The following is a 21928-nucleotide window of genomic DNA, read 5'->3' as shown; positions in this document are numbered from 1 at the left end:
CACCTTGCCATGTTGTCGCTCCTTCGCGCCCGTTGGTTGGTCATCGTCCTGTTCCTGCTCGCCGTCGCTGCGGCGGCCGGCGGGGTCTGGCGCTACGGCTATTCCCAGGGGCTGACGCAGCTGGCCAAACAGGGGCGCGCCGACCTCGCGCTCGCCGCCGACCGCTTTACCGGCGAGATGCGGCGCTACCGCGAACTTGCGGTCCTGATGTCCGATCATCCGACCCTGGCCGCGCTGACCGGCGCCGGGCGCGACCTGCCCGAGGCGACCCGACTTCTGCAAGCGGCCGTGGACAAGAGCGGCGCCGCCGGCCTGATCTTCACCGACGCGGCCGGCGCCGTCCTGGCGCAGGCCGGCGCGGTTACGCTGAACCCGCAGGGCAGCGCCTATTTCCGACGCGCGATGCAGGGGGCCCTGGGCTCGTTCTTCGGCCGGCTCGGCCCCGAGGGGCGCCGCGTCTACGCCTATGCCGCCCCGTCCTTTTCCGGCGCGGGCGCGATCCGCGGCAGCCTCATCGTCGTGGTCGACATCTCCGAAATCGAGTGGGGCTGGATCGGGGGCCAGCCGGTTGTGTTCTTCACCGACATTGACGGGCGGGTGTTCCTGTCCAACCGTGCCGAGATCATCGGATGGCGCCTGTCGCCCGGCTCGGTCGGGCTGGTCTCGCCCGACAGCGACGCACCCGTCGGCGCACCGGAGCGCCGGCTCGCCGAAATCTGGGACCTGTCCCAGGGGGCCTACCTGCCCGAGCGCGCCCTGCACCTGGCCAGCCCGAAGCCGGTGATCGGCATGACCGGCCACGCGCTGATGGACGTCGCCGCCGCCGCGCGGGTCGCAAACCTGCAGGCGGCGGTGTTCGCCGCCATTTGCCTCGCCTTCGGCACCGTGCTGCTGCTCTTGGCCGAACGGCGCCGGACCCTGAGCATCGCCAACGCCCAGCTTGAAACCCGTGTCGCCGACCGCACCGCGGAACTGTCGCAGGCCAACGCCGCGCTGCGCCGCGAAGTGGCCGAACGCAAGGAGGCCGAGGCGGCCCTGACCCGTGCCCAGGAAGAGCTTGTGCAGGCCGGCAAGCTGAATGCCCTGGGCCAGATGTCCGCGGGGATCAGCCACGAACTGAACCAGCCGCTGATGGCGATCCAGCAATTTGCCGACAATGGCGCGGCCTTCCTCGACGCGGGCAAGACGCGGCCGGCGCGGGCCAACATGACCCGCATAGCGGACCTTGCGGCGCGGGCCGCGCGGATCATCAAGAACCTGCGCGCCTTCGCCCGGAACGAGGCGGAGCCGGCGGGCAAGGTCGATCTTGGCGCCGTGATCGACACCGCGGTGGAACTGACCGAACAAAGGCTCGCGCAGGAAAACGTGTCGCTCGACTGGCGGCGTCCGGCCATCTCCGTGCACGTCCGCGCCGGCGAGGTCCGCCTTGGCCAGGTCTTCGTGAACCTGATCAACAATGCCGTCGATGCCATGGCGGGACAGGCCCGCAAGCGCATCGAGATCTCTCTCGTCCCCGGTGCCCGTCCGACGGTGACCGTGCGCGACACCGGCCCCGGCATTTCGGACCCCGCCAAGATATTCGAGCCGTTCTACACCACCAAGGAGGTGGGCGGCGAGGATGGCCTTGGCCTTGGCCTCTCGATTTCCTACGGCCTGGTCGAAAGTTTCGGCGGGCGTATCAGCGGCAGCAACGCGCCCGATGGCGGCGCGATCTTTCGCATCGAACTGGATCCCTGGCAGGAAGAGGTGGCGGCATGAGCACCGATGTCCTGATCGTCGACGATGACGCCGCCGTGCGCGAGGCGCTGGCCCAGACGCTGGAACTGCATGACCTTGCGCCGCGTGTCGCCGGGTCCTTCATCGAGGCCAAGGACCACATCACGCCGGACTTTCCCGGCGTCATCCTGTCGGATATCCGGATGCCGGGCCGCGATGGCTTCTACCTGCTGGAACATACCCGCAAGACCGATGCCGAGCTGCCCGTCATCCTGCTGACCGGCGAAGGCGACATTCCCATGGCGGTCCGCGCGATGGGCAAGGGGGCGTTCGATTTCCTGGAGAAGCCCTGCGCGCCCGACGCCCTCCTGCCCGTGCTGACCCGCGCCCTGCAGACCCGGGCGCTGGTGCTGGAAAACCGGCGGCTGAAGCGCCAGCTGGAAACCGGCGATGCGGCGGCGCGGATGCTTTTCGGGACATCGAAACTGGCCGAGGACCTGCGCGAACGCGTGCGCCGCGTGGCGGCCATGGGCACCGACGTTCTGGTCAGCGGCCCGCCCGGCGCCGGCATCTCGAAGGTGGCCGAGGTGCTGCACCTGATGACGCCGGCGGGGCGGGGGCCCTACGTCAAGCAGCCCGCGGCGGCGCTGGATGTCGACGCGCTCGACGAGGCGCTGGCCGCCGCCCGGGGCGGCAGTCTCTTCATCGAGGAGATCACCGCCCTGCCGCCGCCATCGCAGCACGCGCTTCTCGATCGGCTCGAGGACGGGGCCGAGGCGCGGCTGATCGCCGGAACCACCACCGATCTCGCCAGGACCGCCCAGGACGGGCGGTTCTACCCGGAGCTTTACTACCGGCTCGACGTGGCGCCCGTGCGCATCCCGGCCCTTTCCGAGCGGCCCGAGGATATCCCGGTGCTGTTCCGCCACTACGTGGCCCAGGCCGCCGAGCAATCCGGCATCGCCGCGCCCGATATCGCCCCCGATCACCTGGCCCGCCTGATGGCGCAGGACTGGCCCGGCAACGCACGCTCGCTCATGAGTGCCGCCATGCGTTTCGTCCTCGGCATGCCCGACGAGGTCACCCGCGCGGCCGACCTGGGCCTGTCCGAGCAGATGGCGCAGGTCGAGCGGTCGCTGCTGATCGCGGCGCTGGGGCGCCAGAACGGACGCGCCTCCGAGGCCGCAAAGGCGCTGAAGCTGCCGCGCAAGACGTTCTACGACAAGCTCGCCCGCTACGGGATAAAGCCCGAGGACTACCGCCGCGGCGAGGGCTGACGCGGCATCCGTGCCACAGACCCGGGCCTTGGTGCCCGGATCGGCAAACGGTGATTCCGCGCACAGATGAAAGACCTTAGGCTCCTGCGACACGCCACGCTGCACCAGATCGCGGGCGAAAGACGGCAGAGCAGGCAGACCCCATGACCACCCCGACACCCCCCGACAGGATGCCCAAGGGCCTGATGGCCGCCGCCCGCTGGGCCGCCGAGCGCACGCCCGACACCCGCAACCGCGCCGTCGATCTTTACCGGGCCATCGCGATCAGTTTCGTGATCCTCGGTCATTGGCTGCTTGTCGCCGCCGTCATGCGCGACGGCGAGGTGACGCTGGTGATCCTGTTGGCCGAACAACGCTGGACCCATTACGCCACCTGGCTCTTCCAGGTGATGCCGGTCTTCTTCTTCGTCGGCGGTTTTTCCAACAGCCTGTCATGGGACTCCGCCCAGAAGGACCCGGAAAAGAAGCGCGCCTGGGCCGCCACGCGCCTGTCGCGTCTTCTGAAACCGACCGTTCCCGTGGTTCTGGCCTGGGCCGCGGGCGGAGTGATCGCGCGCGCCATGGGCGTCTCGCCCGAGCTGATCGGTTTTGCCTCGCAGGCTGCATTGGTGCCGGTCTGGTTTCTGGCCGTCTACATCGTCATCACCATGGCCGTGCCGGTCACCGTCGCGCTTTGGGATCGCATCGGTGTCCTGTCGGTCCTCCTGCTGGTCCTCGGTGCCGTCGCCGTGGACGCCATCGCCTTCGGTCTCGATCAGGGCTGGCTGCGCTGGGCCAACTACGGCTTCGTCTGGCTGGCGGTGCATCAGCTTGGGTACTGGTGGCGCCGCGCCGCGCGGCCCAAGACATGGGCGCTGGGCATTATCGTCTTGGGCGTCGCCTGGCTCTACGTGCTGATCGTGCAGTTCGGATACCCCGTCGCCATGGTCAGCGTGCCGGGCGCCGAGATGTCCAACACGCGCCCGCCCACCACCGCGATGCTGGCCGTGGGGGCCATGCAGATCGGCGCGATCCTGCTTTTCACCGACCTCGCGCAGGCATGGCTGCAGCGCACTCGGCCCTGGGCGTTGGTCATCCTTTTCAACCAGATGATCATGTCGATCTACCTTTGGCACATGACGGCACTGATCATCGTCGTGGGCGTCGCCGTAATGCTTGGCGGCGTCGGCCTGCAAGAGCCGCCGGGCAGCAGCGCTTGGTGGGCCATGCGGCCCGTCTGGCTGGCGCTCTTCAGCGTCGTTCTGTTGCCTCTCGTCCTGGTCTTCGTGCGGTTCGAGGCCGGCAGCCGCACCAAACCCGCCGGTCGGCCCGGTCCGATCCTCGCCATGCTGGGCGCCCTGATGACCTGCGCCGGGCTTGTCGTCATGGCCATGGTCGGGCTTGGCGCGGACAATATCACCGGCGTCAACTGGCTGGCCGTGGGGCTTGTCGTCCTCGGTGTCCTGGTGGCGACGCGGCGCTGGCCCGGCAGGGCGGTCTGAACGCCGCTTCACCGAATTGTGCGAAAATCCGCACAGCAGAGGCGAGGCGCGTGCGGGAATCCGCACAGACCTTTCGCGGGTGACGCGGCTCACAGCGATTCGAAAGCCTTAATGCACTGATAGCGTTCGATATATTTTGATTCGGCTGATCGTCCCCCGAATCATCTTGAGGCATTTCCCCCATTCGCCATTCTTTGCCCCGCAATACCGTGACGGTATCGAAACCAGTCTCGAATTTGGGAGGAGAGACCATGAAATTCCTGTCTGCCGCAACCGCGGCACTCGCACTGACCGTGTCCGCCGGCGCCGTGAGCGCCGCCTGTGACGATGGCGAAATCGTCGTCAAGTTCAGCCACGTCACCAACACCGACAAACACCCCAAGGGCATCGCCGCCTCGCTGCTGCAAGAGCGCATCAACGAGGAAATGGACGGCAAGATGTGCATGGAGGTGTTTCCCAACTCCACGCTCTACAACGATGACCAGGTGCTCGAGGCGATGCTGCAGGGCGACGTTCAGCTGGCCGCGCCGTCGCTGTCGAAATTCGAGAACTTCACCAAGGTCTTCCGCATTTTCGACCTGCCCTTCATGTTCAAGAACATCGACGCCGTGGACAGCTTCCAGGCCTCCGAGGCGGGTCAGGACATGCTCGATTCCATGCAGCGCCGCGGCCTGCAGGGGCTGGGCTTCTGGCATAACGGCATGAAGCAGTTCTCGGCCAACGTTCCGCTGGAAACGCCGGAAGACGCCAAGGGCCTGAAGTTCCGCGTGCAGACCTCCGACGTTCTGGTCGCGCAGATGGAAGCGCTCGGCGCCTCGCCGCAGCCGATGGCCTTCTCCGAGGTTTACGGCGCGCTGCAAACCGGCGTGGTCGACGGTCAGGAAAACACCTGGTCCAACATCTATGGCCAGAAGTTCTTCGAGGTGCAGGACGGCATAACCGAGACCAACCACGGCATCATCGACTACCTGCTGGTGACCTCGAGCGACTGGCTCGACTCGCTGGAACCCGACGTGCGGGACCAGTTCATGACCATCGTGGGTGAAGTGACCGAGACCCGGAACGCCGAAAGCTACAGCGTGAACCAGGAAAACCGCCAGGCGATCATCGACGCCGGCGGCGAGGTACGCGAGCTGAGCGCCGACCAGCGTCAGGCCTGGGTCGATGCGATGCGCCCGGTCTGGGACCAGTTCGTCGAGGATGTGGGCCAGGACAACATCGACGCGGCCCAGTCGCACAACAGCGGCAGCTGACGCAGGGCAAGGCGGGCGCGCGGCGGCGGCTTCCCTGAGGCCCGACCGTGCCCGCAGCGCCGGATACCGGCGGCACCACCCGTGTCGCCGGACCCTGCACCGGCCTTACCCCACATGATCCGGAGGGAAACGCCATGAGCGTGAGCGGATACACACCATCGGGCCCGGTCGGACGCGTCGTCCATCGCGCCGAGGAAATCTTCATCGCCCTGATCCTGGGCGCGATGACCCTGATCACCTTCGCCAACGTCGTGTTGCGCTACGGTTTCTCCGAAAGCCTGCTCTGGGGGCAGGAAGTGGTGGAAATCCTCTTCGCCTGGCTGGTTCTCTTCGGCATTTCCTACGGGTTCAAGGTCACCGCCCACCTGGGTGTGGATGCCATCGTCAACATGGTCGGCGGCGGACTCAAGCGGGGCATGGCGATCATCGCCTGTCTCGTCTGCGTGGCCTATGCCTTTCTTCTGCTCAAGGGCGCCTACGATTTCTGGGCGCCGTTCTCCAACCTCAATCCGACCTCGGGCCGCTGGTTCCCCACCGGCTTTGACGAGGCGCGCGCCCAGGGCTATGCCGTGGTCCGCCCTGTGCCGATCCCCTTCGGCAAGGAGTTCCTCGAGAACACGTTCAACTGGTACATGGATGGCGACACCCGCGTGGTCGAGGAATACGATTACCTCCCGCGCGTCATTCCCTACCTCATCCTGCCCATCGGCGCCGCACTGCTCCTCTTCCGCGTGGTTCAGGCGACCCTGGGCGTCATCCGCGGCACCCGCCAGCGCATCATCACCAGCCACGAGGCCGAGGACGCGGTGGAAACCGCCGCCGACAAGCTCGCCCGCGGCGAAGCCGTGAACAGGGGCTAGGACCATGGAAGTCGCATTTCTCTTCATCATGATCATCGGCCTGCTGCTGATCGGCGTGCCGATCGCGGTCTCGCTCGGGTTCTCCTCGATCGTGTTCCAGCTGATGTTCTCGAACACCTCCATCGGCGCGGTGGCCAAGTCGCTCTATGACGCGATGGCCGAACATTACACGCTGCTGGCCATCCCGTTCTTCATCCTCGCCTCCAGTTTCATGTCCACGGGCGGCGTGGCCAAGCGGATCATCCGTTTCTCCATCGCCTGCGTCGGGCATCTGAAGGGCGGTCTGGCCATCGCGGGCGTTCTGGCCTGCATGATCTTCGCCGCGCTCTCGGGCTCTTCGCCCGCCACTGTGGTCGCCATCGGCACCATCGTGATCGCCGCCATGCGGCAGGTGGGCTACACCAAGGATTTCGCCGCCGGCGTCATCTGCAACGCCGGCACGCTCGGCATCCTTATCCCGCCCTCCATCGTGATGGTCGTCTACGCCTCGGCCACCGACGTCTCGGTGGGCCGCATGTTCCTCGCGGGCGTCATCCCCGGCCTGCTGGCCGGAACGATGCTGATGGTCACGATCTACATCATGGCCCGGATCCGCAACATGCCCGCGGGCGAGTGGAAAGGCTGGGGCGAAATCCTCGACAGCTTCCGCGACGCTTTCTGGGGTCTATTGCTGATCGGGATCATCATGGGCGGCATCTATGGCCATCCATGGGTCAACCTCACCGGTGAGGGCAGCCTGATCTACTGGCAACCCGGCGCCTTCACCCCGACCGAGGCCGCCGCTGTCGCCGCCGTCTACGCCTTCTTCGTGGCCTGTTTCATCTACCGAGACATGGGCCCCCTCGCGGCGCCCTCCGAAGAAGAAACCTACACCGGCGCCATGGGCGAGCGCAGCGTCAACGCCGCCGAGGCTCCGCGCCCCGCGACCCTGCTGCAAAAGCCCTGGGCGCTGGTCACGGCCTTCTGGCACCGCGACACGGTCAATACCGTCTTCGAGGGCGCGAAACTGACGATCACGCTGATGTTCATCATCGCCAACGCGCTTCTGCTGAAGCACGTTCTGACCGACGAACAGATCCCCCAGGCCATCGCCGAAAGCATGTTGGCCGCGGGCCTCGGCCCGGTGATGTTCCTGGTGATGGTCAACGTGATCCTGCTGATCGGCGGCCAGTTCATGGAGCCATCGGGCCTCCTGGTCATCGTGGCGCCGCTGGTGTTCCCCATCGCCATCGAACTCGGGATCGACCCCATTCACCTTGGCATCATCATGGTGGTGAACATGGAAATCGGGATGATCACGCCGCCCGTCGGCCTGAACCTCTTCGTCACCTCGGGCGTGGCCGGGATGCCGATGATGAACGTGGTGCGCGCGGCCCTGCCGTTCCTCGCCGTGCTGTTCGTCTTCCTGATCATGGTGACCTACATCCCGTGGATATCGACCTACCTGCCCACCACCTTCATGGGGCCGGAGATCATAACCAACTGACGCCACAGGCGCGCGGCTGGCACGTCGGGCGCCAGCACATTCTTCGCAGAAGAATGTGGCCAGAAAATCCTCCGAATTTTCAGCCGCCTTCGACCGCCCTCAGCGCCCTTTCCACACCGGGTCGCGCTTTTCGGCAAAGGCCTTGGCGCCTTCCAGCTGGTCCTCGGAGTCATACAGCACGTCGACGCTCTCGAATTGCCGCCGCGTGATCCGGTTCATCGCATCCTGGAACGTCATCGCCTCGGCCTCGCGCACGATCTCCTTGATCGCGGCGTAAACCAGCGGCGGCCCGCTCGCCAGCAGGTCGGCCATCTCCCGCGCCTTGGCCATCAGCTGATCGCCGGGATGGATCTGGTTGATCAACCCCCACCGCGCCGCTTCCTCGGCGTCGATCCAGCGTCCGGTCAGCAGCATCTCCATCGCGATATGATAGGGGATGCGCTTGGGCAGCTTCACGCTGGCCGCATCGGCCACCGTTCCCGACCGGATCTCGGGCAGGGCGAACTGCGCATGATCGGCGGCCAGGATGATGTCCGCGCTCAGCGCCCATTCCAGGCCGCCGCCGCAGCAGATGCCGTTGACGGCGGCGATGATCGGCTTGTTCATCGCCCGCATTTCCTGCAGGCCCCCAAAGCCGCCGACGCCGTAGTTGTCATCCACGGCGTCGCCCCCGGCCGCGGCCTTCAGGTCCCAGCCCGGGCAGAAGAACTTGTCGCCCGCGCCGGTGATCAGCGCCACCCGCAGCTCCGGATCGTCGCGGAAGTCCTTGAACACGTCGCCCATGATCCGGCTGGTCGCCAGGTCGATCGCGTTGGCCTTGGGCCGGTCCAGCGTCACTTCCAGCACATGGCCGCGAGTCTCGGTCTTAACCGGGTTGTCCGTCATGTCAGTCTCCTTTCCGGATCAGTGCATCCGCCGCCACGGCCCTTTCGATCGTGCAGATCAGCGGGTTGATCTCGATTTCCTCCAGCCGGTCGCGTTCGGCGCCGACATAGTCCTGCACCGCCAGAACGGCGCGTGCAATGGTGGCGCGGTCCGTGCCGGGCCTGCCGCGATACCCTGCAAGCACGGGGGCGATGCGCAAGCTGTCGAGCGACCCGAACACCTCGTCTTCCGTCACGGGCAGGATAAGCGACACCGTGTCCCGCAGGATTTCCGTCAGCGTCCCGCCGGCCCCCAGCGTCAGCACGAACCCATGCGCCGGGTCCCGGACGACGCCGAGCAACAGCTCGGCCACGCCGTCGCCGATCATCTCCTCCAGCAGAAAGCCGTCGCAGGCCATGCCCTTGGCCGCTTCCTCGACTTCCAGCGCGTCCCGCAGACCAAGCGCCACCAGTCCGGCCTCGGTCTTGTGCGCGACGCCCATGCCCTTCAACACCACGGGAAAGCCGATCTCCTTGGCCGCCGCCACGGCCTCGTCGACCGTGTCCGCGACCATCGCCCGCGGAACGTCGAGGCCCGCGGCGGCCAGCGCGCGCTTCGCCTCGGCCTCCGCCAGCACTCTTGCGCGTTTCGGCCGGTCTCCCTGCACCACCGGCGCAGGCAGCGGGCCGCACCGGCCAATGAAGGCCGCCGCCTCGACAGCGGTCAGAAAATCGTCCAGTCCCTGCATCGGGATCATGCCGCCCGCCGTGGCGCGCGCGGCCATCGCCTCGGGCAGCAGCTCGGGCAGGGTGGACACCAGCACCAATGGTCTGCCGGTCTCGGCCACTGCCGCCGCCCCGGCCTCGAACACGCAGTTCCAGGCGCCGGGGTCGCATCGATCCGTGCGCGGAAAGTCTATGATCACACAGGTCAGGTCCGCCGCGCCCTCCTGCATGATGGCAAAGACCTGCGCCATGCGACCGGCGTCGTTCCAGATGAACGTGTGATAGTCCAGCGGGTTGGCCAGTGCGACCATGGGGCCGAGAGTCTCGCGCAGGCGGTCGCGTTGCGTCAGGGTCAGGTCGGGAAACGCAACCTTCCGGTCCTCGGCGCTGTCCGCCATCAGGCTGGCCTCGCCCCCCGAACAGGACAGGGAGGCCAGAGAGACACCGGACAACGGGCCTGCGTAGTGCAACAGCTTCGCCGTCTCCAGCAAGGCGGGCAGGCTGTCGACCTGCGCCACGCCCAGCCGCCGCAAAAGCGCGCGCGCTCCGGCGTCGCTGCCGGCGAGCGAGGCCGTGTGCGAGACCGCCGCCGCCTGCGCCCGCGCCGACTTGCCGGCCTTCAGGGCGACCACGGGCTTGCCCAGGTCCCGGGCCGTTTGCACCAGCCGCTCGAAGGCGGGCACGTCGCCGATCCCTTCGATGTGCAGCGCCAGCACGGTCACCCGCGGGTCCTGCAACAGCGTGTGGCCCAGCTCCGCCAACCCGGTCTGCGCCTGGTTCCCGGCGGTGGTCACATAGGCCAGCGGCAGGCCGCGCGACTGCATCGAGATGTTGATCGCCATGTTGGAGCTTTGCGTCAGCACCGCCACGCCGCTTTCGACCCGCGCACCACCATGCTGATCCGGCCACAAGAGCGCGCCGTCTAGGTAGTTGATGAAACCATAGCAGTTGGGTCCCAGGAGCGGCATCTCGCCCGCGGCCTCCAGCAACGTCGCCTGAAGGTCGGCCCCGTCGCCGGTTTCCGCCTGCGCCTCGCTGAAGCCACTTGCGAAACAGACCGCACCGCCCGCGCCCATCTCGCGCAGTTGGCGGACGACATCGACCGTGGCGTGTCGGTTCACCCCGATGAAGACGGCATCCGGTGGCGCGGGCAAATCATCCAGCCGGGCGCAGGCAGGCAGGCCCGCGATTTCCGCCTTCGCCGGATGGACCGGCCAGACCGGGCCGGGAAATGCCATCTTCCGGCACTGCTCGACGACACTGGTGCACCAGGCCCCGCCGCCGATCACCGCAATCGACTTCGGCTGAATGAGGCGGCTCAGGTCGCGCATGGGGCGGATCCTTGCGCCGAAGAGTTTATTGCCTCCGGCGGGGATATTTCCTGCCAGAGGAAGAAACGGTTTGTTAACCACGCCCTGCAATGCTTGCCATGCGGTACAGGCGGGGACGCCGATGACCGCGCCAGGGGAAGAGGCCGCGCCTTTTCCCGGGGGGGGCTTTCCCGGCTCCCCCCTTTTCCTCTGGCCACAAATATCCTCGCCGAAGGCATTCGTCTCTTATGCCCCCAGCGGCCGCAGAAGCTCGCGGCTGATGATGTGGCGCTGGATCTCGGACGTCCCGTCCCAGATCCGCTCGACCCGTGCGTCGCGCCAGAACCGCTCGACAGGGAAGTCGTCCATCAGGCCCATGCCGCCGAAGATCTGCAAGGTGGCGTCGGTCACGCGGGCCAGCATCTCGCTGGCAAAGAGCTTGGCCGAGGCGATCTCGCGGTTCGCCGGCAGGCCCTGATCCAGCCGCCATGCCGCGGCCAGCGTCAGCCAGTCGGCGGCGTCGATTTCGGTGACCATGTCCGCGATCTGAAAGCTCACGCCCTGGAACTTGCCGATCTGCTGGCCGAACTGTTTGCGCTCGGCGGCGTAGTTCAATGCGTAATCAAAGGCCCGGCGCGCCCGTCCCACGCTCATCGTCGCCACGGTGATCCGCGTGGCGTAGAGCCATTCGTTCATTACCGCGAATCCGCCGTCGACGTCGCCCAGCACCTGCGCGTCGGGCAGCCGGCAATCGTCGAATTCCAGCACCATGTTCTTGTAGCCCCGGTGGCTGACCGACTTGTAGCCGTCGCGGATGGTAAATCCCTTCGTACCGCGATCCACTAGGAAGGCGGTGATGCGCTTCTTGGGTCCTTTCGGCGTGTCGTCCTCGCCCGTGGCGATGAAGACGATGATGAAATCGGCATGATCCGCGCCCGAGATGAAATGCTTGGTGCCGTTCACCACCCAGTCGCCGCCGTCACGTTTGGCGAAGCACTTCATTCCGCGCACATCCGACCCGGCATCGGGCTCGGTCATCGCCAGCGCATCCATCCGCTCGCCCCGCACGGCGGGCATGAGGTACCGCTCACGCTGCTCGCCCTCGCAGGCCATCAGGATATTCTGCGGCCGGCCGAAGAAATGCGTCAGCGCCATCGACCCGCGCCCCAATTCCCGCTCGACCAGCGCGAAATCCACGTGGCCGAGGCCCGCGCCGCCCACCTCTTCGGGAAAGTTGCAGGCGTAAAACCCGAGATCCATGCATTTGCGCTTGATCTCTTGCGCCACCTCGTCCGGCACCTCGCCGGTCCGTTCGACAAGTTCCTCGTGCGGATAGATCTCCTTCTCGACGAAACTGCGCACCGTCGAGACGATCATCTCCTGCTCGTCGGTCAATCCGAAATGCATGGTCTCACTCCTCCGCGTGCAGGGCGGCCAGCGCCGCCACCTTCTCTGCCACATCCTCTGGCGGCGCGCAGGTGCGCCGGGTCTCCAGGCTCACATGCAGCATCAGCTGGTCGCAGGTCGCCATCACCTCGCCGTCGCTCTTGCGCCTCATCTCGTGAAGACAGCGCAGTTTCTTGCCGCCGCCCTCGGTCACCCGGCTTTCCACGACAATCTCTTCCCCGGCCCGCGTTTCGGCCAGGTACTTGATCGTCGTCTCCACCGTGAAATAGCTCAGCTGCCGCTCCGAAACATAGGTCTCGTCCGCGCCCACATACGCCATCACGCCCTCTGCCGCATCGCTGAAAACCTGCCCGTAGCGGCCCTCGTTCATATGCCCGTTCATGTCGGTCCAGTCGACCGGCACCATCCGGTCCTGCGTGATCATCGGCCGGGCGTCCTGCGGCGGATGCATCAGCGTCCTTTGATGCTGACCGACCAGCTTGCCCGAAGCGGTGCCCTGCTGTTTCAGCGCCCGCATCATGGCAATCAGGTTGCGGTCGCGCTTGCGCTCCAGCTCGCGGATCGACAGGTGCCCCGACTGCGCGTCCGACTGGTCCGCGATCAGGTCCACCAACTCGGGCGTGAACTCCGGCACATCCATCAGCTTGGTCCAGGGCCAGCTCAGCGCCGGACCGAACTGCGCCATGAAATGCCGCATCCCGGCCTCGCCGCCGGCCACGCGGTAGGTCTCAAACAGGCCCATCTGCCCCCAACGCAGGCCAAAGCCGTAGCGGATGGCGTTGTCGATCTCCTCGGTGGTGGCGATGCCGTCCTTGACCAGCCACAGCGCCTCGCGCCAGACAGCCTCGAGGAAGCGGTCCGCGATATGCGCGTCGATCTCCTTGCGCACATGCAGGGGATAGAGCCCCACCTGGGTCAGCGTCGCCTTGGCCACCTCGACCATCTCGGGCGATGTGGCCTCGGACGGCACCACCTCGATCAGCGGCAGCAGGTAGACCGGGTTGAACGGGTGCGTGACCATGATCGTCGACGGGTCGGTCGCATCTTGCTGCAATTCCGACGGCTTGAACCCACTGGTCGAGGAGCCAATGGGCACGCCCGGTGCTGCGGCCTGGATCTCGGCAAAGACCTTGTGCTTGAGGTCCAGCCGCTCGCTCACGCTTTCCTGGATCCAGTCCGCGCCGTCGACCGCCTCGGCAATCGAGCCGTGAAAACTCAGCTTCCCCTCGGCGGGCAGGGCGCAGTCATAGAGCATCGGCAACGCACCCCGCGCATTTTCCAGAACCTCGCCCACCTTGCGCTCGGCTTGCGGGTCGGGGTCGAACACCCGCACATCCCAGCCGTTCAGCAGGAACCGCGCGGCCCAGCCGCCGCCGATCACGCCGCCACCGATGATTGCCGCCCGTTTCGTCATCGTCGTTCCCTTCGTCATCTCACCTTGATCCGCGAGGTGTCATAGCCGTTGAAATTCAGAATTTCCGCCGCCGCCCGCAGCCGGTCCGCACCGCCTTCGGGGCGACGGTCGAGGATCCAGCCATAGCTGCCGTCAGGCGTCCCGATCGCCGCCGTGCGGAAATCGTCGTCCACCCAGACGACCCACATCTGCCGCGGCGCTTCGCCCTCGCGGTTCAGTTGCCAACGATTCTGCCCCAGCGGCTTTGCCATCCATATCTCGGTGTCCGTTTCGCAGTCGCCGGACAGCAGGCAAGCCTCGTTGCGGAACTCCACCGCCTCCTGACCGCGCAGATCGGGCAGCAGCGTCACCATCGCCAAACCGCCGTCGCCGGGGAAATACCCCCGCACGAACCACGGCCCGCCCATGTCCTGCATCCCGTTGCCGCGCGTCGTGACCGACAGCGGCTGCCCCGTGTCGCGAAACGATCCCTCGCGCGAGGTGGGCCCGCCGCCGCAGCCCGCCAGCATCAGCAAGCCCATGCCTGCTCCGATCACGTGTTTCAGCATCGCGTTCTCCTTTCCGCAATATCCGGATCGTCCGGGCCGTCGAACACGGCAAGACTGTCCCGGGTAAAGGAGACACATGATGAGCATACAGTTTCAACCTCTGCCGACCGATCAGGTGCGGCACCTGCGCGGAACCCTGCGCGATATCCACGACCAGCCCATCGAAGCGCTGGTATCCGACGGCACGGGAACCCCATGCCGCCATTGCCTGCGAACCGTCCCGGACGGGAAGCGCTATCTCGTTCTGGCATGGCGCCCGTTCCAGGGATTGAACCCCTATACGGAAACCGGGCCGATCTTTCTATGTGCAGACGATTGCGACGCGGCCTCACTGGCAGACACATTGCCGCCGATGCTGACGGCGCCGACCTATATCGTCCGGGGCTACACATCTGACGAGCGCATATGCCCGGGCACGGGTCAGGTAACCGCGACGCCGCAGATCCGAACCTACGCGGCGCGCTTGCTGGAGAACCCGAAGATCGCGTTCGTCGACCTCCGCAGCGCGTCGAACAATTGCTTCCTGTGCCGGGTCGTGCGGGCCAAATAGGGCGCATGATCATGGCACCAGCGTTTCCGTGTGGCCGTCCACCGCCATCACCTGCCCAGAGATCTTGGACGCGCCCGACGAGGCGAGAAACAGCACCAAGTCGGCCAGATCGTCCGCCGTGACCCAGCTGCGCAGGCTGACGCCCTTGACGTATTGCGCGCGCACTTCGTCCTCGGTCTTGCCGCTGGCGGCGGCCTCCATGGCCACGACCCGGTCCATCCGGTCGCCTTCCACGGCTCCGGGGGCGATGGCGTTGACGCGCACGCCCGCCGGGCCCAGCTCCATAGCCAGTGTCTTGGTCAGCCCCACCAGCGCCCACTTGGCCGAGGAATAGGGCGAGCGATAGGGATAGCCCCATTGCCCCGCCGTCGAAGTCGTCAGCACGATCAGCCCCGAGCCCTGCGCCCGCATCACCCGCGCGGCCCAGCGGCAGGTCAGGAACGACCCGTGCAGGTTGACCGCCACGCACTGCTGCCACGCGGCATAATCGAGGTCCTCGATCAGTCCCGCCTGCCCGCCGGTCCCGGCATTGGCACACACGACGTCCGCGCCGCCCCATTCGCCTTCGACCTGACCCAGGAAAGCGTCCATCTGCGCCTCGTCGGTGACATCGGCCTGTTGCGCTATGATCGAAGGATTGGCCTCGGCCATCGCGGCCACCGCCACCGGGTCGGCGTCGCAGATCGCCATGCGGTCGCCCGCCTCCAGAAACCGTTCGGCCAGCCGCTTGCCGATGCCCGACGCGCCGGCGGTGATGACCACGCGGCGGCTCATGGACGGGTATCCCGACACGCGCAGATGACACCGACGCGATGCAACTGGGATACCGACGCGATACCGACAGCCATTTTCAGACCGGCGCCCGCTTGGTCAGGCCCAGCTTCTTGCGCACGTCTTCCGGTCCGATCACGCGGGCGCCCAGCCGTTCGATGATCTCTTTCGCCCGCGCGACAAGCTGTTCGTTGGTGGCCAGCACGCCCTTGTCCAGCATCAGGTTGTCCTCCAACCCGACGCGCACATGGCCGCCCGCCAGGACCGAGGCCGCGACATAGGGCATCTGGTTGCGCCCCAGCCCGAAGGCGCTGAAGGTCCAGTCCTGAGGCACGTTGTTGACCATCGCCATGAAGGTATTCAGGTCATCCGGCGCGCCCCACGGCACGCCCATGCACAGCTGCACCAGCGCGGGACTGTCCAGGACGCCATCGCTAACAAGTTGTTTTGCATACCACAAATGGCCCGTGTCGAAGGCTTCGATCTCGGGCTTCACGCCCAGTTCCGTCATCATCCGGCCCATCGCCGTCAGCATGCCGGGCGTGTTGGTCATGACGTAATCGGCCTCGGCAAAGTTCATCGTGCCGCAATCCAGGGTGCAGATTTCCGGGCGGCATTCGGCCACATGCGCCACCCGCTCGGTGGCGCCGATCATGTCGGTCGCGTCCTCTTTCAGAGGAAGCGGATTTTCGACATTGCCGAACACCATGTCCCCGCCCATCCCCGCGGTCAGGTTCAGCACCACGTCGACCTCCGCGTCCCGGATGCGCTCGGTCACTTCGCGGAACATCTTCACGTCCCGCGACGGCACCCCGGTCTCGGGATCCCGCACATGGCAATGCACCACCGCCGCACCCGCTTTCGCCGCCGCGATGGCGCTCTCGGCGATCTGCTGAGGGCTGCGCGGCACCTGCGGGCTCTTGTCCTGCGTTCCACCCGATCCGGTCACGGCACAGGTGATGAAAACCTCTCGGTTCATGGCAAGCGGCATGGTGGTCTCCCTTTTCGTTAACGAGATCATATCGCGCTGGCTCTGTCGCAGAGTTTGCAGTAATTGACAAAAATCATGCCGGAATGGACAAAATCAGCGCTTGAGCCGACCCGGATCGGGTTTCTGCTGTTCGACAGGTTCTCGAACCTGTGCCTGGCCAATTGCATCGAGCCTCTGCGCGCCGCCAATACGGTCGGCCCGAAGCCGATCTTCGACTGGACGGTGCTCAGCCTTGATGGCGGCCCGTCGCGGTCCTCCAGCGACATCGAGATGATTGCGCGCGCCTCGGTGACCGCAATGCCAAAGGTCGATTACCTGTTCGTGGTGGCCAGCTACGGTCACGAGGCGCATGACAGCCCGCGCACCCGCAGGCGGTTGCGGGACGCCGTTCACCACGCCGACGTCGTCGTGGGATTGGACGCAGGCCCGTGGCTGCTGGCGTCTGCGGGGTTGTTGGATGGACGCCGGGCAACGGTGCACTGGGACCTTCTGGACGCCTTCACCGAACGGTTCCTCACCGTCGATGCCGAACAGGCGCGCGTGCTCAGGGACGGAAACGTGATCACCTGCGCAGGGGCCATGTCTGCGCTCGACCTGACCCTGGATTTGATTGCGCAGCATGCCGGCATGGCGGTCCGGCTGGATGTCGAGGCGCTGTTTCTGCACGGCGAGCCGCCCGTGGGGCGGGAAAGGACCACGCAGGTGGTCGACCCACTGGTGCGCCGCGGCTTGCAGATGATGCGCAACGCGGTCGAAAAACCACTTTCCCTAGAACAGCTTGCGGTGCGTTTGTCCTGCCAGCCCCGGACGCTTGACCGCCGATTCCGTGCGCGGTTGGGGGCGTCTCCGGGCAAGGTCTATCGACATCTGCGCTTGGCCGCAGCGCGCAAACTGATCGAGGACAGCACGCTCGGCATTGCCGAAATCGCCATTCGCTGCGGGTACGACTCGCCGTCCTCCATGACCCGTGCCATCCGGCGACAATATGGCACCACGCCGCGAATGCTGCGATCCCATTGACAGCGTAGGAGGCGCGGCTAAAGCTGCGCTGATGACAGGCAAGACATGTAATGTTGCGGTGATCGGCGCCGGCATCGTGGGGGTGTCCACCGCGCTTTGGCTTGCCCGCGAAGGGCATACCGTCATCCTGATCGACAAGGCCGGTCCCGGCGAGGCGACGAGTTACGGCAACGCAGGCCTTCTGGCCTGCTCCGGGACAATGCCGGTGCCCGGCCCCGGCCTCTTGGGCAAAGCGCCGCGCATGGCACTCGATCCACGCGAACCGCTTTATATCAGGTGGCGGCACTTGCCCGCACTTGTGCCCTGGCTGATGAAATACCTGCGCCACGCGACGGCGGATGCGGCCAAGACCCGGGCGGACGCGATCCTGCCCCTGATCGGCGACAGCCTGGCCGATCACCAGGCCCTTGCGGCGGGAACCGAAGCGGAAAAATACGTCCTACCTTGCGATTATCTTTATGGTTACGCGACCCGAAAGGCGTTCGATGCGGATCGCTTCACGTGGGACATCCGCACGGAGCAGGGATTCGAGTTCTCGGTAATGGACCGGACTGCGTTGCGCGCGTACGATCCGATCTACGGCGAGGCGATCGGGTGTGCCGCCAGAATACGGCGCCACGGGCGCATTTCGGATCCGGGCGCGTACGTCAAGGCGTTGGCAAAGGCCGCCGAACGCCTCGGGGTGAAGCTGATCCGCGAGGAGGTCGAAGCGATAGAACGCACCGGTGGGCGTGTCACGGGGGTGCGCCTGGCCGGCGACACACTGTCCGTGGACACCGCCGTAGTCGCGGCAGGCGCATGGTCCAAATCCCTGACAGAGACGCTTGGTATCGCGGTTCCCCTGCATCCCGAAAGCGGGTTTCACATAGAGCTTTGGGAGCCGTCGCAGATGCCGCGGTCGCCCTTGATGTTCGCGCCGGGCAAGTTCGTGATCACGCCGATGGACGGCAGGATCCGGCTGGCCGGAATGGTCGGCTATGGCGGGTTTGATGCGCCGCCGCCCGAGGCACCCTACCGCATGTTCATGCGTCACCTGAAAGCGGCGCTGCCGGGGCTGACATGGCGCGAAACCACGCGTTGGATGGGCCATCGTCCGGCGGTCTCGGACTCGCTTCCCTTGATCGGGGAGGTGCCGGGCGTTGCCGGGGCCTATACGGGCTTCGGCCACGATCACGTGGGGCTGACCGCCGGACCCAAGACAGGCCGACTGTTGGCGCAGATGATCTCGGGCGCGCGCCCGAATATCGACGTTGCCCCCTTCGCGCCGGATCGTTTCACGCGCTGACCCGCCCCGGGCGCTGTGCGAATCTGAACGCAGTTCTGTGCGGGCCGATGCGCTCGTATCGACTTTTGAAGATGCGCTCTAACTCGTAGATTGTAACAACAAGGCGCGGTCCTCGCGCCCGTTTGACGTTCCAGCGACTGCCAACAGGGATAGGAGCCAGACATGACGACATTTACGCTCAACGGAAAAGAAACCCAGATCGACGCAAGCCCGGATATGCCCCTGCTTTGGGCGCTGCGTGACGAACTGAACATGACGGGCACCAAGTACGGATGCGGTGTCGCCTCCTGCGGGGCGTGCACGGTGCATGTCGATGGCGTTCCGACGCGGTCCTGCCAGACTTACCTGGGCGACCTTGAGGGCGCGACGGTCACCACGATCGAAGGCGTGGAAAGCGAGGCCGCGAAGGCGATCCAGGAAGCATGGGTTGAACTTCAAGTGCCGCAATGCGGCTACTGCCAATCGGGGCAGATCATGTCTGCTTCGGCGCTCTTGGCCGAAACGCCCAATCCCACCGACTCAGACATCGACACGGCGATGGATGGCAACCTGTGCCGCTGCGCGTCCTATGCCCGTATCCGCAAGGCCATTCACCGGGCCGCAGAAATCATGGAGGCGTAAGATGAGACTGATCGACAAACGCGACCTGATACCCGCCACACGCGCGCTGACCACGACGCGGCGCGGATTCCTGACCCTGTCCGCCGGTGCCGCAGGTGGCCTTCTGCTGGGGGCCACCGTGCCGGTGCGCGGTCTGGCCCAGTCCGGTGCCGAGGGCGAAATGCTGGTCACGCCCTTCGTTCATGTCATGCCCGACAACACCGTGCTGGTGCTCAGCAAGCACCTCGACATGGGGCAGGGCACGGCCTCGGGTCTTGCCACGCTGGTGGCCGATGAACTGGATGCCTCGATGGACCAGATCACGACGGATTTCGCGCCGTCCAACCCCGAGGTCTATGCCAACACCGCGTTTGGCGTGCAGGGCACGGGCGGGTCCACCGCCATGCCCAACTCTTGGGAGCAGTACCGCAAGGCCGGCGCAACGGTCCGGGCGATGCTGGTCAATGCGGCTGCGAGCGAATGGGGCGTCGACGCCTCCGAGATCGGCGTTTCCGACGGCAAGCTGTCGGCCGGTGAAAACAGTGCCACTTTCGGCGAACTGGCGAGCCTCGCGGCCAGCCAGCAACCGCCCGAGGACGTTGCGCTGAAGGCGCCCGAGGATTGGGCCTATATCGGCAAGTCCTTTGCCCGCGTGGACGTGCCGCAAAAGACGCAAGGCAGTGTCGGCATGTTCGGGATCGACCAGCAGCCCGAGGGCGGGCTGGTTGCCGTCACGGCGCGCCCGCCGCGGTTCGGCGCAACCCTGGCCTCGATGGATGCGGCCGACGCAAAAGCGATGGATGGCGTGCATGACGTGCTGGAAATTCCGCAAGGCGTCGTCGTGGTGGCCGACTCCACGTGGAAAGCGATGCAAGCGCGGGACGCGCTGGCGCTGGAATGGACCGAGGGCTCTGGCGAGACCCGGGGGACGGACGCCCTGATGGAAGAGTTCCGCGCGCTTCTGGACAAGCCCGGAAATCCGGCAGAGCCAAAGGACGACGCCGCCGCCAAGCTCGAGCAGGCCGAGAAAGTCATGGAGGCGGATTACGTTTTTCCATATCTGGCCCATGCGCCGATGGAGCCGCTGGACATGACCGTGCTCTTCGACGGCAGTTCTGCGCAGTTCTGGGGAGGCTCGCAATTGCAGACCGTGGATCACGGCACCGCGGCCTCGGTCCTCGGGCTCGAGATGGGGCAGGTGCAGGTGCACACCAAGTGGGGCGGCGGCTCGTTCGGGCGTCGTGCCACGGGGGACGCGCACCTGGTCGCCGAGGCTGCCACCATCGGCAAGGCCTGGCTGGACGCCGGGCATGACGCGCGGCCCATCAAGCTGGTCTACACCCGCGAGGACGACATCAAGGGCGGCTACTATCGCCCCATGACGATGCACCGGGTGCGTGCTGGCCTCGATGCCGACGGCAACATCTCGGGCTGGGAGCATCGCATCGTGAGCCAGAGCATCGCCAAGGGCACGCCGTTCGAGCAATACATGGTCAAGGACGGCGTCGACGACACCACGATCGAGGGCATTCATCCCACGCCTTATGCCATTTCCGACCTTTCGGTCGACGTACATCACCCGGATGTCGGCGTGCCGGTCCTGTGGTGGCGCTCGGTCGGACATACGCACACCGCCTATGTCATGGAAACCATGATGGACGAGCTGGCAGAAGCCGCCGGCCGCGACCCGGTGGAGTTCCGACTGGCTTACCTGGGCGAAGATGCGCGTCTGGCGGAAGTGCTGAAACTCGCGGTCGACAAGGCCGGAGAGTCCGGGCCGGAAGGCACGCATCGTGGGATCGCCGTGCACAAGAGCTTTGGCAGCTACGTTGCCGAAGTGGCCGATGTGCGACTGCGTGAAGACGGCACGATAAAGGTCGAGAAAGTGACCTGCGGCGTGGATTGCGGCGTTCCCATCAACCCCGACAACATCGTGGCGCAGGTCGAGGGCGCCTTGGGGTACGGTCTGTCGTCGATCCTGCGCGAGCAGGTCACGCTGACCGATGGTGAGGTGGATCAGTTCAACTTTCCCGACTACATGCCGCTACGCATTTCGGACATGCCAGGGGTGGAGGTTCATATCGTGCCCTCGACCGAGGCGCCCACGGGTATCGGTGAACCCGGCACCCCACCCATCGGCCCTGCCGTGGCCAATGCGGTTTACAAGGCAACGGGCGAACGGGTGCGCAGCCTGCCGATGTCCCAGCACGGGCTGGCCTGACGAAACCTTTCATAAGAGTACGGAAAGGGGCGGCCACGCCCAGCCCTTTGCAGTGAACGATGCAGCGCAGAGCGGAAAGCCGTTCAGGGCAACCCGATGACAGTCAACCAGCGCCCGATGAAATTTTCCGGCGCTGGTTGCGAAGAATG

General features: G+C 66.0%; 18 protein-coding genes. 11 read left to right on the top strand and 7 right to left on the bottom strand.

What is annotated here, in order from left to right; all coding sequences use genetic code 11:
* Nucleotides 1-9 precede the first annotated feature (9 nt).
* From FIU85_RS07200 to FIU85_RS07175, 6 genes are all read left to right on the top strand, one after another.
* A complete protein-coding gene (locus FIU85_RS07200) occupies nucleotides 10-1758 on the top strand; it encodes an ATP-binding protein (RefSeq protein ID WP_152496394.1) in 1749 nt (582 codons plus the stop codon).
* Nucleotides 1755-2993 carry a sigma-54 dependent transcriptional regulator gene (locus FIU85_RS07195; RefSeq protein WP_152496393.1) on the top strand — a complete coding sequence of 413 codons (1239 nt, stop codon included), beginning with the start codon at nucleotides 1755-1757 and terminating at the stop codon, nucleotides 2991-2993. Before FIU85_RS07200 ends, FIU85_RS07195 begins: the two co-directional genes overlap by 4 nt.
* A gap of 143 nt (nucleotides 2994-3136) precedes the next feature.
* Nucleotides 3137-4474, top strand: coding sequence for an acyltransferase (locus FIU85_RS07190; protein ID WP_152496392.1), 1338 nt, complete (start codon nucleotides 3137-3139; stop codon nucleotides 4472-4474).
* A 251-nt stretch (nucleotides 4475-4725) separates the two neighbouring features.
* Nucleotides 4726-5727, top strand: coding sequence for a DctP family TRAP transporter solute-binding subunit (locus tag FIU85_RS07185; RefSeq protein WP_152491385.1), 1002 nt, complete (start codon nucleotides 4726-4728; stop codon nucleotides 5725-5727).
* A gap of 134 nt (nucleotides 5728-5861) precedes the next feature.
* The gene (locus FIU85_RS07180) at nucleotides 5862-6587 is read left to right on the top strand and encodes a TRAP transporter small permease (protein WP_152496391.1); all 726 of its coding nucleotides are present in this window, start codon (nucleotides 5862-5864) and stop codon (nucleotides 6585-6587) included.
* Nucleotides 6588-6591: 4 nt separating this feature from the next.
* On the top strand, nucleotides 6592-8073 hold the full coding sequence (locus tag FIU85_RS07175) for a TRAP transporter large permease (protein WP_152496390.1): 1482 nt from the start codon (nucleotides 6592-6594) through the stop codon (nucleotides 8071-8073).
* A gap of 99 nt (nucleotides 8074-8172) precedes the next feature.
* On the opposite strand, the gene FIU85_RS07170 is transcribed toward FIU85_RS07175, so the two are convergent.
* The 5 genes from FIU85_RS07170 to FIU85_RS07150 form a co-directional block, all read right to left on the bottom strand.
* Nucleotides 8173-8958: a carnitinyl-CoA dehydratase gene (locus FIU85_RS07170; protein WP_152491388.1), complete on the bottom strand. Its 786-nt coding sequence runs from the start codon at nucleotides 8956-8958 to the stop codon at nucleotides 8173-8175.
* Nucleotide 8959: 1 nt separating this feature from the next.
* Nucleotides 8960-10993 (bottom strand): acetate--CoA ligase family protein, encoded by a 2034-nt coding sequence (locus tag FIU85_RS07165; protein ID WP_152496389.1) that lies wholly within the window; start codon nucleotides 10991-10993, stop codon nucleotides 8960-8962.
* A 225-nt stretch (nucleotides 10994-11218) separates the two neighbouring features.
* On the bottom strand, nucleotides 11219-12379 hold the full coding sequence (locus tag FIU85_RS07160) for an acyl-CoA dehydrogenase family protein (RefSeq protein ID WP_152496388.1): 1161 nt from the start codon (nucleotides 12377-12379) through the stop codon (nucleotides 11219-11221).
* A 4-nt stretch (nucleotides 12380-12383) separates the two neighbouring features.
* Nucleotides 12384-13793 carry a carnitine 3-dehydrogenase gene (locus FIU85_RS07155; protein ID WP_152498201.1) on the bottom strand — a complete coding sequence of 470 codons (1410 nt, stop codon included), beginning with the start codon at nucleotides 13791-13793 and terminating at the stop codon, nucleotides 12384-12386.
* A 14-nt stretch (nucleotides 13794-13807) separates the two neighbouring features.
* The gene (locus FIU85_RS07150) at nucleotides 13808-14341 is read right to left on the bottom strand and encodes a lipocalin family protein (protein WP_172978816.1); all 534 of its coding nucleotides are present in this window, start codon (nucleotides 14339-14341) and stop codon (nucleotides 13808-13810) included.
* Between the two features lie 79 nt (nucleotides 14342-14420).
* On the opposite strand from FIU85_RS07150, the gene FIU85_RS07145 reads away from it, so the two are divergent.
* Nucleotides 14421-14891, top strand: coding sequence for a DUF1203 domain-containing protein (locus tag FIU85_RS07145; RefSeq protein ID WP_152496386.1), 471 nt, complete (start codon nucleotides 14421-14423; stop codon nucleotides 14889-14891).
* A gap of 9 nt (nucleotides 14892-14900) precedes the next feature.
* On the opposite strand, the gene FIU85_RS07140 is transcribed toward FIU85_RS07145, so the two are convergent.
* Nucleotides 14901-15665 (bottom strand): SDR family oxidoreductase, encoded by a 765-nt coding sequence (locus tag FIU85_RS07140; RefSeq protein ID WP_152496385.1) that lies wholly within the window; start codon nucleotides 15663-15665, stop codon nucleotides 14901-14903.
* 76 nt (nucleotides 15666-15741) lie between these two features.
* Nucleotides 15742-16653: a 3-keto-5-aminohexanoate cleavage protein gene (locus tag FIU85_RS07135; protein ID WP_152496384.1), complete on the bottom strand. Its 912-nt coding sequence runs from the start codon at nucleotides 16651-16653 to the stop codon at nucleotides 15742-15744.
* A gap of 75 nt (nucleotides 16654-16728) precedes the next feature.
* On the opposite strand from FIU85_RS07135, the gene FIU85_RS07130 reads away from it, so the two are divergent.
* From FIU85_RS07130 to FIU85_RS07115, 4 genes are all read left to right on the top strand, one after another.
* On the top strand, nucleotides 16729-17673 hold the full coding sequence (locus FIU85_RS07130; protein ID WP_152496383.1) for a GlxA family transcriptional regulator: 945 nt from the start codon (nucleotides 16729-16731) through the stop codon (nucleotides 17671-17673).
* A gap of 31 nt (nucleotides 17674-17704) precedes the next feature.
* On the top strand, nucleotides 17705-18958 hold the full coding sequence (locus tag FIU85_RS07125; RefSeq protein ID WP_152496382.1) for an FAD-binding oxidoreductase: 1254 nt from the start codon (nucleotides 17705-17707) through the stop codon (nucleotides 18956-18958).
* Between the two features lie 162 nt (nucleotides 18959-19120).
* Nucleotides 19121-19579, top strand: a complete 459-nt coding sequence (locus FIU85_RS07120; RefSeq protein ID WP_152491397.1) for a (2Fe-2S)-binding protein — start codon at nucleotides 19121-19123, stop codon at nucleotides 19577-19579.
* A gap of 1 nt (nucleotide 19580) precedes the next feature.
* On the top strand, nucleotides 19581-21779 hold the full coding sequence (locus FIU85_RS07115) for a xanthine dehydrogenase family protein molybdopterin-binding subunit (RefSeq protein ID WP_152496381.1): 2199 nt from the start codon (nucleotides 19581-19583) through the stop codon (nucleotides 21777-21779).
* Nucleotides 21780-21928 lie beyond the last annotated feature (149 nt).

Origin of the sequence: Roseovarius sp. THAF8 (assembly GCF_009363735.1) — a bacterium.
Classification (GTDB): Bacteria; Pseudomonadota; Alphaproteobacteria; order Rhodobacterales; family Rhodobacteraceae; genus Roseovarius.
This window is presented reverse-complemented; position numbering and strand designations above follow the sequence as displayed.